Source organism: Aurantimonas marianensis, assembly GCF_024195285.1.
Taxonomy (GTDB): Bacteria; Pseudomonadota; Alphaproteobacteria; order Rhizobiales; family Rhizobiaceae; genus Aurantimonas; species Aurantimonas marianensis.
In genome coordinates, this window is the sequence record NZ_JALHBS010000103.1 from 1 (window position 1) to 13,046 (window position 13,046).

The following is a 13,046-nucleotide window of genomic DNA, read 5'->3' on the forward strand; positions in this document are numbered from 1 at the left end:
TCCACTCGACCGAGGTCGCCTTGGCGAGGATGGTGATGCCGCGCTCCTTCTCCAGATCGTTGGAGTCCATCGCGCGCTCTTCCTGGCGCTGGTTCTCGCGGAACGAGCCCGACTGGGCCAGCAGCTTGTCGACGAGGGTCGTCTTGCCATGGTCGACGTGCGCGATGATCGCGATGTTGCGGAGCTTCATGATTGTCACCGGAAACGAGTTAAGGCCGCGGCCGACACCTCAAATGTCCGCCCGGCGCTGATCTGGGGGCTCATATAGGGTATTTTGTGCAATTGCGAAAGAGCCGCGTATCGGATGCGTTTCAGAACCCGAACGAATCCTGATCCTGCCGCTTTTCCTTGGGCGCCTTCTTGAAGCTCGACGAATCGATGGCCGGCAGCCGCGCCACCTCACGGTAGTCGAGAAGCCCCTCGATGGTGAGAATCTGGATGCGGGGAATGCGGCCGAAGACGGTTTCGGCGAAGCCGGCGGCGGCCGCCTCCGCGATCATCGGCCGGGTCGGCGGGTTGAGCGTGACGAAAATCCCCGTCAGCGCCTTTTCCCGCTCGATGACGCTCTTGAGCTTGTGGATCTGGTCGACGCTGACGCCCCCGCCCTTCACTTCGACGATCGCCTTGTCGGTCCGGTTCTTTTCCGTGCGCATATAGACGATGCCGTCGATGCCCGTGTCGGAGCCCTTCTTGCCGCCCCGGAACGGCTGGGCATCCGGGATCAGCGCGATCGCCCATTTCTCGAATTCGTGCTTGTCGCGCGCGGCCAGATCGCGCGCCGCGCCGATGTCCTTCGGCACGCCGATCGTCTGGAACTCGACGTCCTTGCCGAAGGCGTTCATCAGCCGGCGTTCGATCAGCGAGACGGCGAGATGAGTGACGTCGATGCCGATCCACTGCCGGCCGAGTTTCTGCGCGGCGTGGACCGTGGTGCCGCAGCCGCAGAACGGATCGAGGACGACATCGCCGGGATTGGACGAGGCGGCAATGATGCGCTCCAGCAGGGCGACGGGCTTTTGGGTGGGGTAGCCGAGGCGTTCTTTCGCCATCGAGTTTACTGGGGGGATGTCGTCAATTACGCTTTGGATCGGCTGTCCATCTTGAACGTAGCGCTTCAATTGCGGGAACCCCGGCTTTCCAGCTCGTCCAGGAGTCCAATAGACGTAGCCAGCGTCATCAATGGCATCGAGTTTTTCTTGCGTATCAGTGACGTGATCTGCGCCGATTTCAATAAGAATTTCTCTGGGAATCCCCCAGTGCCTCCCTATAGGTGTCGGATCGAACCCTTTCCACGGTTTCCCCGACGCGCCGTTTCGTGTGCCGGAAGCAGTCAGGTCGGAAAGTCTATAGGTGCCGCGATCGTCATTAAATCGATATTTGCTTTCAATATATTTCAGATCATAATTCTGTAGAGTTTTATTCCAAAGATATTTTTCACCCTTTGACGAAAAAAGTATGACGTCGTGGACTGGACCCCAACGCTTGGGATTGTTTGCAGAACTGGTTCGTTTCCAAACGATTTCATTACGGAAATTCGTCGCCCCAAACACAGCGTCCAGCAATATCTTCAGGTAATGGCTCGCGGTCGGATCGCAGTGGAGATAGAGGCTGCCTGTCGGCTTGAGCACGCGGTGCAGTTCGATCAGGCGGATCGCCATCATGGCCAGATAGGCCATCATGTCGTTCTCGCCGAGGAAGCCGCGCATCGCTTCGAGCATCCTTGCCGCCTCGGTATTCTCCCCATGCAGCACCTGCCAGTAGGAATCCTCGGCCGATTCATTCCAGTGCCAAGTGTCATCGAACGCTTCGATCTGCGCCTGGCTGCCCGCGCCGTCGGGCGCCTTGAACAGGACGTTGTAGTTGGCGTTCGAGTTGAAGGGCGGGTCGAGATAGACGAGGTCGACGCTGTTATCGGGGATATGCTCGCGCAAGACGCCCAGATTGTCGCCGTAATAAAGCCTGTTGACCAAATCCCACCCCTCTTGACGCACCAGAACATATGGGGAACGATGCTCGCGCATCGCATACCGATTCGCACCATGGCGGAAGGATCAGGCAATGGCAAAAGGCGGCGGCAAGAGCCATCGTAGCGCAGGCACCGGAAAATTCGTCACCAAGGCCTACGCGAACAGGAACCCGAAGACGACCGTTGGCGAGACGCGCGGCGGGGGCTCGACGCACGGCGCGCATCGCAGCGCCATCACCGGCAAGTTCGTCGGACCGGCCGCAGCAGGGCGCTGGCCGGACAGGACGATCCGGGACAGCTAGGCGCCCCGAAAGCGCGGCGGCGGGCTACCCCGCGACGAAACCGCGCTTCTTCAAGAGCGCCCCGGTGGTCGGCATGCGGCCCCGAAACGCCGTGTAGAGGGCGGCCGCGTCGCGCGAATTGCCGGCCGAGTAGACATGCGTCAGCAGCCGCTCCGCCGTGGGGCGATCGAACGGGTCGCCCGCTTCCGCGAACGCCTCGAAGGCATCGGCGTCGAGCACTTCCGACCACATGTAGGAATAGTAGCCGGCCGAATAGCCGTCGCCGGAAAAGATGTGGGCGAAATGCGGCGAGCGGTGGCGCATGACGATCGCGCGCGGCATGCCGAGGGCCTCCAGCATCGCCCGCTCGGCCTCGAGTGGCTTGTCCGGAACGGCTTCGGCCTCGTGCAGGCCGAGATCGACGAGGGCCGAGGCAGTATATTCGACGGTGTCGAAGCCCGCGTCGAAGGTCCGCGCGGCGGTGAGCTTGCCGAGCAGCGCCTGGGGCAGCGCTGCACCGGTCTCGACGTGGCGGGCGTGCTTTTCCAGGATCTCGGGGACCGTCAGCCAGTGCTCGTAGAGCTGGGACGGCAGCTCGACGAAGTCGCGCGCGACGGCGGTGCCGGCGAGCGACGGCCAGGTGACGTCCGAAAGCAGCCCATGCAGGGCGTGGCCGAATTCGTGGAACAGGGTGCGGGCGTCGTCGAGCGACAGCAGTGCCGGCTCGCCCTGGTTCGGCCTGGCGAAATTGCAGATATTGTAGATGATCGGCGTCTGGCCGCCGTCCAGCTTGTGCTGGCCGCGCAGCGCGCTCATCCAGGCGCCGGAGCGCTTGGAGGATCGGGCGAAATAGTCGCCGAGGAACAGGCCGCGCTCGCGGCCGGTCCGGTCGCGGACGCTCCAGGCCTTCACATCCGGGTGCCAGGCCTTGACGTCGGGCACCGGCTCGAAGGTAAGGCCGAACAGCCGGCCGGCGACATCGAACGCCGCCTCGATCATGCGGTCGAGCTGGAAATACGGCTTCAGTTCCGCCTCATCGAGATCGAACTCGGCGCGGCGGCGCTTTTCGGCGTAGTAGCGCCAGTCCCAGGGCTCCAGCGCGTGATTGTCGCCGGCCCCCGCCGCAAGGGCGCGCAGCGCCTCGGCATCGTCCGCCGCCCGCGTCTTGGCATGATCCCACCCCTCTTCGAGCAAGGCACGGACGGCGCCCGGGGTCTTGGCCATCTGGTCGTCGAGCTTGTAGGCGGCATAGTTCGCAAAGCCGAGCAGTCCAGCTTTTTCGCCGCGAAGCCGCAGGATCTCGGCCATGATCGACCGGTTGTCGGACGGTCCGTCGTTCTCGCCCCGGCTGGTCCATGCGCGGAACGCCGTCTCCCGGAGGTCGCGCCGGTCGGAATAGGTCAGGAACGGCACGACGACGGAGCGGGACAAGGTCAGCGCGTAGCCGTCGACAGCCCGCTCAGCCGCGATTCCGGCCATGGTCGATTTGAGGAATTCCGGCAGTCCGGACAGATCCCGCTCCGCCAGCGGCAGCAGCCAGGCGCGCTCGTCGGCGAGGATGTTCTGCGAAAAGCGGGTGCCGAGCGATGAGAGTTCCGCATCGATTTCCGCCAGGCGCTCGCGGTCGTCGCCCTTCAGCGTGGCGCCGCCGCGCACGAAGCTCGCATGAACGCGTTCCAGGAGGCGCAAATCCTCCGGTGCCAGCCGCGGTAATTCGTCGCGGCCGCGATGGACCGCATCGATCCGTGCGAAAAGCTCGGCATCCAGAGTGATGGCCGAGGCGTGACGGGAGAGAGCCGGCGAAATCTCGCGCTCCACCGCCTGCAACTCCTCGTTCGTGTTCGCGCCGGCGAGCGCAAAGAAACTCCGCGCCACCGTGTCGAGGTGCCGGCCGGCGCGCTCCATCGCGGCCAATGTGTTGTCGAAGCTCGGCAGGGCGGGATTGCGGGTGATCGCGGCGATCTCCCGGCAATGCTCGTCCATCGCGGCCTGGAACGCGCTCCGAAAATCCCCCGCGCGAATTTTGTCGAAATCGAGGCGCATATCAGTTAAATTAAACGTGAAGGCGTCATCTGGCAGGGCCGTGATACCCGGATCGGACATGGGATAACCTTGCTATACTGGGGTGATGCTCCCCCGGGCGCTCGGGCTGGCCGTACGAAAGCTCTATGAAAGTCCTATGGACGCAGCGCTTCGGTGGGAGAATGATGCAAAACCGGATTCTGCTGTTCCTGACCTGACATGCAAGCCGAGTTCAATGGAAAAGACGACCGAAACGGGACAATTGCCACCATGTCACAACTTCTTCCAGGGAATGCTCTCGGCTTCGTTGTCGTGGACATTGCCCGTCTCTATCGACAAGCCTTCGAGAAAGCGGTCGTGGAGGCCGGTCTGGCGCTGACGCCCGGCGAAATTCGGGCGCTCGCCTATGTGGCACGCTACGAGGGATCCCGCCAAGCGGTGCTGGCCGAGCGCATGGGCGTCGAGCCAATGACCCTGTCTGCCTATCTCGACCGGCTGGAAACGAGTGGGTTGATTACCCGCACCGTCGATCCGACCGATCGGCGCGCCAAGGTGATCGCGCCGACAAAGGCCGCCGAGCAGGTGTTCGAGGAGGCCCGGCCAGTGGCGCTTGCGGTCTACGAGCGCACGGTGAACGGCCTCGATGAGGAAGAGCGCAAGTCGCTCGACTCCGCCCTGCAAAAAATGCGGGCCAATCTGACCAACGATCCCCAGGTCCTGGGTGAGACGCCGGTCGAACAGCCGTTGCGCGGCGCCGCATAACGATCGTCCGGAAGAACCGGACCGATCGGGACGCGATACGGCCAGACGGTGATCGCCGAACTGGAGACGCGCCCGCGGATGCCGGCTCCCTCGCCGTCCCGCGACGGGCGAGGCGAGAGAGACGCCGGCGCCTCTCAGAACGGGCCGACTTCGGTCCGCACGGCGGGTTTCGGCCGATCCACGCCGCCAGCCTTCGCGAGCATCAGATATTCGGCAATATTCTCCTGGGTGATGTAGGCGATGAATCGCCCAGCCTGATCGATGACGCCGAGAACCCCGGCGCCGCGTTCGCGCATCGTTTTCAAGGCGAAGGAAAGCGCCGCGTGCTCGCGCACCAGCGGCACGTCTTTGATCATGACGTCGACCACGGGCGTCTCCCTACCCGACCGGGCCAGAGCCGCGATCAGCGCCTTTTGCGTCAGCACGCCGCGCAGCTTGCCGCCGCCGTCGACCACCGGAAACTCATGCTGGGTCGTGCGGATCAGCGCCGCGGCTGCGTCGGCGAGACTAGCCGTCGGGCCAAGGCTCTCGAATTTGGTGATCATCACCTCATGCGCCGAGACCGAACGCGCCGCGTCATCGACGCCAACCTGATAGCTCTCGCTGGCGGCGGCGACATAGACGAAGACGGCGATGAAGACGAGAAAGACGTTGCCGGTCGACAGTCCCCAGAAGCCGAAGCCGAAGGCGAGAAACTGGCCGGCGCGCGCCGCGTAGCGCGTCGCCGTTGGCCGGTCGAATTTGAGCGCGAGCAGGGCGCGCAGCACGCGTCCGCCATCCATAGGGAAGGCCGGAATCAGGTTGAACAGAACCAGGAAGACGTTGATCGTCGCGATCTGGGCCAGGAAACTCGCCGCCGGGCTTTCCACAGACGCCAGGCTTTCCGGGGCGAAGCGGGCGCCGAGAAAGACGATCAGCACCGTGGCGATGACGACGTTGACGGCAGGCCCGGCAAGCGCGACGACGATCTCTTCGCGAGGCCGTTCCGGCATCCGCTCGAGCCGGGCAATGCCGCCGATCGGCAACAGCGTGATGTCCGGGGTCCTGATGCCATAGCGCCGCGCGGCGAGAGCATGGCCGAATTCATGGGCGACGACGCAGGCGAAGATGGCGATGATGAAGGTCAGGCTGGCGAAGGCGGCGGCGGCACCGCCTCTTTGATAGGCGGCGACGCCGATCCAGGCCAGGAGGATCAGGAAAGTGATGTGAATCCGGATCTCGGACCCGAATAGCCGGCCTAGGGTGAGGGACCAGGACATTCACTGCTCTCCTTGTCAGCGTCGATCGCCGGGGTGACCTCGTGCGAAGAGAACACGCGCCAACCCGCGTCGCTCCCTCATATGGGGCTTTGCGGTTGGCGAAACACTGGCGCCCGCATTCGAGGAAGGTCGAAACCCGCGTCAGAAGAGACCCGGAATGATTCGCGCGGTCCGCGCCTTGTATGCGCGATAGGCCTCGCCGAAGGTCTCCTCCATCATCCGTTCCTCCGGGCCGATCCGCGCGGCGAAGAGGATGCCGAAACCGACGAGGCCGGCCGGTCCTGCGATCCAATTGGGCAGCAGCAGTGCCTGCGCCAGCGCCATTGCCCAGAAGGCGCTGTACATGGGGTGGCGGAGCCGCTTGTAGATGCCGGAGGTGACGAGCTCGTGCTTTTCGCGGATGTCGAGCGAGACCGACCACATCTTGCCCAGCGCCTTGTGGGTCTTGCGGAACAAGACCAACGCCAGCGCCATAGCGGCGACACCGAACGCGATACGTCCCCAGGACGGGTCGGTGCGGGCAAAGTCCGGCCAGCCGGTCGCCACGAAGATGCCGGGCAGGATGCCGAGCCCGGTCAGCGATATCGCCATGCGCAGCGTTTCCGCTGGTCCGCGCCGGGTGCGCTCGACGCGCCGCCGCTTGGCGCGCCGCTCGAACGGATAGCGGATGGCGTACCAGCCGACGACCATCAGCACCCAGGCGATCGATCCGGTCATCGCGGGGGTCATGCGCGGACGCCTTCGCGCGCCGAGGGCGCAAGCGGCGGGACATCGACGGATTTCGTCGCGGCGAAATCAGCGAGAGGGCGGGGCCCAAGCAGCAGCATGTGGAAGGAATAGGGACAGCGGCGCTCGACCGCCAGCACGAACTGCCGATGCAGGCGAAAGAAGTCGCGCTTGATGCGCCGGTAGGTTGGAGGCGATACGAGCCGCCTGAAGTGAACGCGCACGACGAGAGGGGTGCGCCCCTGGCGAAGGCCGAGCGATGTGGCCGGGTTCGAATTATAGAAATTGATCGGGTCCGACAGCCCCTGGCAATCGGTCCAGGCGATGCGATGGTCGGCGACGAGGCGGCGTACGGCCGCGCGTTGCGTCCTGGCGGCCGGATGCAGCGCGGTCTTCAGGAGGCTGGAGCCGACGGTGAGGATATGCCACTGCCGGCTTTCCAGATGACCGTCGGCGAGCGCCCGATCCAGGGCGAGGACCGCGAAGCTCGCGCCGAGGCTATGGGCGGCGACGACGATCTCGCCTGCCTCGCTAGCCGCCGCCAGCGCGGCGATCTCCTCGGCCTGCCGTTCGATCCGCGCCGACAGGGCGGGGTTGCGTTCGCGGCAAAGGTCGCGGGCCAGGGCCCAATCGTCCATGGCGGTCAGAAGATGCCATCGCCGCTCGGCGAGAAACAGCCACGCCAGTGCGGCGACGAACCCGAGGACGGAACCGATCGCGGAGCCGGCTGTGCCTGCCAACAGGGCGGTCAGCGCAGTATGAACCAGCCATCCGATCAGGAGGGCGGCCGTGATGACCACAATGGGAAAGGCGAAGAAAAAGGCATAGCGCCAGCTTACCCGGCAGTAATGGAAGACCGTGCCGGTGACGAGGAAGTCGGTCAACGCCAGCAATCCGCGCGAGAGGCGCTCGATCGCGGGGCGAGAGCGGTAGGCGAAAATGAGATCGCCCCACTCGCAGAAGATCAGCTCGGTCTCCGTGCGCCAGCCGGTCCCGCCCAGCGTCGCGTGAAGTGACGGGAAGAGCGTATCGGCCGGCGCGCTCGCGGATGGCTTCGCCTGATCCAGTCGAAGCTCGGCCGCCCAGATGCTGGCCGAGCGCTCGGCCGCCCGACGAAACCGTTCCATATGGGCCGTGGCCAGCATCGGCTCGAAACCGGGGAACACAAACACGAGCCGCTTTTCGATCATACCGTCTCCAGGGTCCGCCCGGCACGTCATCGGGTGGCAGTCCGCCTCGTCCGCGATCGAAGGCAAGGCAAGATCGCGGTCACGTGTATCGCCTAGCCCAGGGACGACGCGTTGAGAAGCTCGAGGGCAATTGTCGCGCGGAGGATTTGCGTCGGGCGTTGCAGCCATGCGCCACGCGCAGGCGGAGCGGCTGGGTTGTGGTGCTCGCTTCTACTCGGCGGCGTCGCGAGTGTTTCCGATCTCGCGCATGGCCTGCGCAGCGATCTCGAAGGAGCGCTTGCGCGCCGCGTGATCGTGGATCTGGCCGGTGAGTATGACCTCGTCCGGCGCATAGGCTTCGACGAAGCGCGCAAGTTCGCGGCGGACGGTCTCCGGGGAGCCGGTGGCCGAGACTGCCAGCGCCTGCTCGACCATTGCCTTCGCCGCCGGTTCGACACGGGCCGCGAAATCCGGGACCGGACGCGGCAGCGGGCCCGGATTGCCGCTGCGCAGATTGACGAAGGCCTGTTGCATCGATGATTTCAGCACGCGGCCCTCCTCGTCGCTCGCGGCGGCGAAGACGTTGATCGCCAGCATGAAATGCGGCTTCGGCCAGCGCGCGGACGGACGATAGGTCTCGCGATAGATTTCGACGGCCTGATCCAGCGCGCCCGGCGCGAAATGCGAGGCGAAGGCGTAGGGAAGACCGAGATGGGCGGCGAGTTGCGCGCCATAGAGGCTGGAGCCGAGAATCCAGACCGGAACGTGTGTACCGACGCCGGGCACCGCCCGGATCTTCTGGCTTGGCTCGGCATCCTCGAAATAGGTGATCAGCTCGACCACGTCCTGGGGGAAATTGTCGGAATTGTCGAGGCTGCGCCGCAGTGCCCGCGCGGTCGGCTGGTCGGTCCCCGGCGCGCGTCCGAGGCCGAGATCGACCCGGCCCGGATAGAGTGTCGCCAGCGTGCCGAACTGCTCGGCGATCACCAGCGGCGCGTGGTTCGGCAGCATGACACCGCCCGCGCCGACCCGGATCGTCGCCGTCTGGCTCGCGACATGGCCGAGCGCGACGGCGGTCGCGGCACTGGCGATCCCGGGCATGTTGTGGTGTTCGGCCATCCAGAAGCGCAGATAGCCGAGCGACTCCGCGTGCCGGGCAAGGTCGGCGGAATTTGCCAGCGCGTCGGCTGCGGTCGAGCCGTCCGGGATCGGCGACAGGTCGAGAACGGAATAGGGGATCATGGCGGACCCTTGTCTATGGTGAACCCCGATATGGACGCCGCGCTCCATGACATCAATGAAACGCTGGGTTCTTCGCGCCGCGCCTAACGCCCGCCGCGCTTGGCCAGCGTCCGAAGCCGCAGGGCGTTCAGCTTGATGAAGCCGGCCGCGTCCTTCTGGTCGTAGGCGCCGTGATCGTCCTCGAAGGTGACGAGCTCGTCGGAATAGAGCGATTGCGGCGAAGAACGGCCTATGACGATGACGTTGCCCTTGTAGAGCTTCAGCCGCACCGTTCCCTCGACCTGCTCCTGGCTGCGGTCGATCGCCGCCTGCAGCATCTCGCGCTCGGGCGAGAACCAGAAGCCATTGTAGATCAGCTCGGCATAGCGCGGCATCAGCTCGTCCTTCAGATGCGCCGCGCCGCGATCGAGGGTGATCGACTCGATGGCCCGATGCGCGGCGAGAAGGATGGTGCCGCCGGGAGTCTCGTAGATGCCGCGGCTCTTCATGCCGACGAAACGGTTTTCGACCAGATCAAGACGGCCGACGCCGTTGTCGCGGCCGAGATCGTTGAGCGCGGCCAGCAGCTCGTGCGGCTTCAGCGCGTTGCCGTCGATCGAGACCGGGTCGCCCTTGGCGAAGCCGATTTCAATCGTCGTCGCCTTGTCCGGCGCTTCCTCCGGGCTGACCGAGCGTTGAAAGACGTAGTGCGGCGGCTCTTCCGCCGGATCCTCCAGCACCTTGCCCTCGGACGACGAGTGCAGGAGGTTGGCGTCGACCGAGAACGGCGCCTCGCCGCGCTTGTCCTTGGACACGACGATCTGGTTCTTTTCGGCAAAGTCGATCAGATCGGTGCGGGACTTGAACTCCCATTCGCGCCAGGGGGCGATCACCTTGATGTCGGGATCGAGGGCGTAGGCGGCCAGTTCGAACCGCACCTGGTCGTTGCCCTTGCCGGTGGCGCCGTGGGCGATGGCGTCGGCGCCGGTCTCATGCGCGATCTCGACGAGGCGCTTGGAGATCAGCGGGCGGGCGATCGAGGTGCCGAGCAGATAGGTGCCCTCGTAGACGGCGTTGGCGCGGAACATCGGGAAGACGAAGTCGCGGCAGAACTCCTCGCGCAGATCCTCGATGTAGATTTCCTGGATGCCGAGCATTTCCGCCTTGCGGCGGGCCGGCTCCAGTTCCTCGCCCTGGCCGAGATCGGCGGTGAAGGTGACCACCACGGCGCCGTAGTCGGTCTGCAGCCATTTCAGGATGATCGAGGTGTCGAGGCCGCCGGAATAGGCGAGGACGACCTTCTTGACGTCGCGGGTGGGTGCCATTGGAACTCTTTCGTCTTGCGCTTCGCCACGCCTCTAGCGCAAAGCGGGCCGGTAGGGAAACCGCTTCGCGCGAAGCGTCCGCTCTCCTGCGGTGAAATCCGGGTGGCGCGCGAGGAACGTTCGGCCGATACCGGATCGAGAAAGCAGCTTGCATTGTCAGCCCTCGGAGACCGACGGCATTGAAACGAGGCATGTGACATGACCTTCCTCCCCGACCTTCCGACGCTTCTGGCCTTTACGCTGGCCGCCTTCGTGCTGACCATCACGCCGGGGCCGGACATGACGCTGTTCTTAGGCCGCACGCTGTCCGAGGGCCGGGCGGCCGGGTTCGCCGCGATGCTCGGCGCGGCGTCGGGCATCGTCGTGCACACCAGCCTGGCCGCCTTCGGTATTTCCGCCCTGATCGCCGCCTCGCCGCAGGCGTTCCTGGCGCTGAAGATCGTCGGCGCCGGCTATCTCGTCTATCTCGCGATCCAGGCGATCCGCGGCGGCTCGACCTTCAAGCTCGACGGCAAGGCGGCGGGACGCCCGCATAGTCTCGCCTCGAACTGGCTGACCGGCCTCGGCATCAATCTGCTGAACCCGAAGATCATCCTGTTCTTCGTGACCTTCCTGCCGCAATTCGTCTCTGCGAGGGATGCCGACGTCACCGGCAAGCTGTTTTTCCTCGGCCTGTTCTTCATCGTATTGGCGGTGCCGATGACGAGCCTGATGATTCTCGCCGCCGACCGCTTCGCCGCCGCGTTGAAGCGGCGTCCGAAGGTGATGCGGGCGATCGACTGGCTGTTCGCCAGCGTGTTTTCGGCCTTCGCGGTGCGGATTCTCTTGACGCAGGGGCGCTGACCGCGCTCAGGCGTAGGCGTAGGGGCCGCCGCGCTTGAGGCCGCGGCGATAGGCGGGGCGGTCGTGGATGCGCAACAGGAAGTCGCGCAGCTTCCGGCGGTCGTCATAGCCGAAGCGGTGGCCGGCCGCCTCGACCGGAAAGCTCATCATGATGTCGGCGATGGAAAGCTCCGGCCCGGCGAACCAGCCGCTGTCGCCGATCGCCTTCTCCCAATGGTCGAGATGCAGCGCGATTTGGGGCCGCACCAGCATATCGTCGACCTTGGCCAACGACGTCTTGAGGATCGGCCTGAGGAAGAACGGTGCCCGTTCCGGGATCATCTGCAGCACCAGCATCAGGAACAAGGGCGGCATCGCCGAGCCTTCGGCGTAGTGCAAGAAGTGGCGGGCGTTCCAGTAGTCGTCGGTTCCGTGGGGCGGCATCAGCCGTCCATCGCCGTGTGTGGCAAGAATGTATTCGACGATGGCTGCGGTCTCGGCGATGGTCCGGCCGTCCTCGGTCAACACCGGCGATTTGCCGAGCGGGTGAATCGCCTTGAGCTCTTTCGGCGCCTGCATATCCTTGCCGCGCTCGTAGTGCTGCACCGCATAGGCAACGCCGAGCTCCTCAAGCAGCCAGAGAACCCGCTGCGAACGGGAGTTGTTGAGGTGATGGATCGTGATCATCGGGAAGATCTACGGCGCCATGCCCAGTAAACAAGGCGCGGTGACCCTGCCGCATCGAGCCCGACCGGGCTTGTCGGTTTACAGCCCGGCCGATCTCCGCAGCGCCGCGTTGATCCGGTCCTGCCAGCCGGGGCCTTCCTCCTGGAAGTGAGCCAGCACGTCGCGATCGATGCGCAGCGACACCTGCTCGCGGCCATGCGGGATGGCAGGGGGTGCTTCCTTGACGCGCTCGGGCGCCGTCGCGGATTTGAAGGCCGCTTCGGCGGCGTCGCGGGGATTGGTCGGGCGGCGGGCCATGAGTCTTATCCTTTGATTGTGGGTTCGGCGGCCGACGCCGTGGGACCGGAGCCGCGGCGCCATCGGCCGGCGCTGCGTCCGGCAACGATCCAGTAGATCAGCGTGAACGATAGCGCCGCGACGACGATCGCGGTCTGGACGCTCGCATGCGGCAGATCGTTCCCGTAGGCGGTGACGAGGATCGCGCCGGCCCCGATGAGGCCGGCGGCGAGATGCAGGAGGATCGACGAAAGCCCGAAGAGTTCGCTCGCCACCATGAACAATGCCCACGGCAGCAGGACTACCGAGCCGATCTGCGCCGATTGGGCGAGAAAGGCGACGACGGTGTGGAACAGGAAGACCGGGTCGCTCGCTCCCATTCCGGCCGGAACGTTCAGAAACGGCCACAGCATCGCGAAGGCCGCCGTCATGCAGGCCGCGACGAAGCCGAACGGAATCACGAACAGAAAGCGGAGAACGGCGGTCATTCGACGAAGAGGGTTCCTTTGATAGCGCGTCTCGGTGCCGTG

The 13,046-nt window shown here is 65.1% G+C and carries 14 protein-coding genes; 3 read left to right on the forward strand and 11 right to left on the reverse strand.

The annotated features are described in order from the left end of the window. A partial coding sequence (locus tag MJ956_RS15805) for a GTP-binding protein (protein WP_253965404.1) occupies positions 1 to 190 on the reverse strand: 190 nt, incomplete at its 3' end. Positions 191 to 311: 121 nt separating this feature from the next. Then, positions 312 to 2,021, reverse strand: coding sequence for a site-specific DNA-methyltransferase (locus tag MJ956_RS15810; RefSeq protein WP_253965405.1), 1,710 nt, complete (start codon positions 2,019 to 2,021; stop codon positions 312 to 314). 37 nt (positions 2,022 to 2,058) lie between these two features. Between MJ956_RS15810 and MJ956_RS15815 the strand changes: the two genes are divergently transcribed. Continuing rightward, positions 2,059 to 2,268 carry a hypothetical protein gene (locus tag MJ956_RS15815; protein WP_253965406.1) on the forward strand — a complete coding sequence of 70 codons (210 nt, stop codon included), beginning with the start codon at positions 2,059 to 2,061 and terminating at the stop codon, positions 2,266 to 2,268. A 24-nt stretch (positions 2,269 to 2,292) separates the two neighbouring features. On the opposite strand, the gene MJ956_RS15820 is transcribed toward MJ956_RS15815, so the two are convergent. Beyond that, positions 2,293 to 4,290 carry a M3 family metallopeptidase gene (locus MJ956_RS15820; protein WP_253965445.1) on the reverse strand — a complete coding sequence of 666 codons (1,998 nt, stop codon included), beginning with the start codon at positions 4,288 to 4,290 and terminating at the stop codon, positions 2,293 to 2,295. Positions 4,291 to 4,539: 249 nt separating this feature from the next. Here MJ956_RS15820 and MJ956_RS15825 point away from each other — a divergent pair, with 249 nt between their 5' ends. Then, positions 4,540 to 5,031 (forward strand): MarR family winged helix-turn-helix transcriptional regulator, encoded by a 492-nt coding sequence (locus tag MJ956_RS15825; RefSeq protein ID WP_253965407.1) that lies wholly within the window; start codon positions 4,540 to 4,542, stop codon positions 5,029 to 5,031. Between the two features lie 134 nt (positions 5,032 to 5,165). Here the strand turns inward: MJ956_RS15825 and MJ956_RS15830 are convergent, their stop codons facing one another. The 5 genes from MJ956_RS15830 to MJ956_RS15850 form a co-directional block, all read right to left on the reverse strand. Continuing rightward, complete coding sequence (locus MJ956_RS15830; protein ID WP_253965408.1) at positions 5,166 to 6,290, reverse strand: site-2 protease family protein; 1,125 nt, start codon at positions 6,288 to 6,290, stop codon at positions 5,166 to 5,168. Between the two features lie 141 nt (positions 6,291 to 6,431). After that, positions 6,432 to 7,019 carry a protein-S-isoprenylcysteine O-methyltransferase gene (locus tag MJ956_RS15835; RefSeq protein ID WP_253965409.1) on the reverse strand — a complete coding sequence of 196 codons (588 nt, stop codon included), beginning with the start codon at positions 7,017 to 7,019 and terminating at the stop codon, positions 6,432 to 6,434. Next, positions 7,016 to 8,206 (reverse strand): hypothetical protein, encoded by a 1,191-nt coding sequence (locus tag MJ956_RS15840; protein WP_253965410.1) that lies wholly within the window; start codon positions 8,204 to 8,206, stop codon positions 7,016 to 7,018. Before MJ956_RS15840 ends, MJ956_RS15835 begins: the two co-directional genes overlap by 4 nt. A 210-nt stretch (positions 8,207 to 8,416) precedes the next feature. Next, on the reverse strand, positions 8,417 to 9,427 hold the full coding sequence (locus MJ956_RS15845) for an LLM class flavin-dependent oxidoreductase (RefSeq protein ID WP_253965411.1): 1,011 nt from the start codon (positions 9,425 to 9,427) through the stop codon (positions 8,417 to 8,419). Between the two features lie 83 nt (positions 9,428 to 9,510). After that, complete coding sequence (locus MJ956_RS15850; protein WP_253965412.1) at positions 9,511 to 10,731, reverse strand: argininosuccinate synthase; 1,221 nt, start codon at positions 10,729 to 10,731, stop codon at positions 9,511 to 9,513. A 198-nt stretch (positions 10,732 to 10,929) separates the two neighbouring features. Between MJ956_RS15850 and MJ956_RS15855 the strand changes: the two genes are divergently transcribed. Further along, positions 10,930 to 11,574, forward strand: a complete 645-nt coding sequence (locus MJ956_RS15855; RefSeq protein WP_253965413.1) for a LysE family translocator — start codon at positions 10,930 to 10,932, stop codon at positions 11,572 to 11,574. A gap of 6 nt (positions 11,575 to 11,580) precedes the next feature. On the opposite strand, the gene MJ956_RS15860 is transcribed toward MJ956_RS15855, so the two are convergent. From MJ956_RS15860 to MJ956_RS15870, 3 genes are all read right to left on the reverse strand, one after another. Continuing rightward, positions 11,581 to 12,240: a glutathione S-transferase family protein gene (locus MJ956_RS15860; RefSeq protein ID WP_253965414.1), complete on the reverse strand. Its 660-nt coding sequence runs from the start codon at positions 12,238 to 12,240 to the stop codon at positions 11,581 to 11,583. A gap of 78 nt (positions 12,241 to 12,318) precedes the next feature. Further along, the gene (locus tag MJ956_RS15865) at positions 12,319 to 12,537 is read right to left on the reverse strand and encodes a BrnA antitoxin family protein (RefSeq protein WP_253965415.1); all 219 of its coding nucleotides are present in this window, start codon (positions 12,535 to 12,537) and stop codon (positions 12,319 to 12,321) included. A 5-nt stretch (positions 12,538 to 12,542) separates the two neighbouring features. Continuing rightward, positions 12,543 to 13,004, reverse strand: a complete 462-nt coding sequence (locus MJ956_RS15870; protein ID WP_253965416.1) for a hypothetical protein — start codon at positions 13,002 to 13,004, stop codon at positions 12,543 to 12,545. Positions 13,005 to 13,046 lie beyond the last annotated feature (42 nt).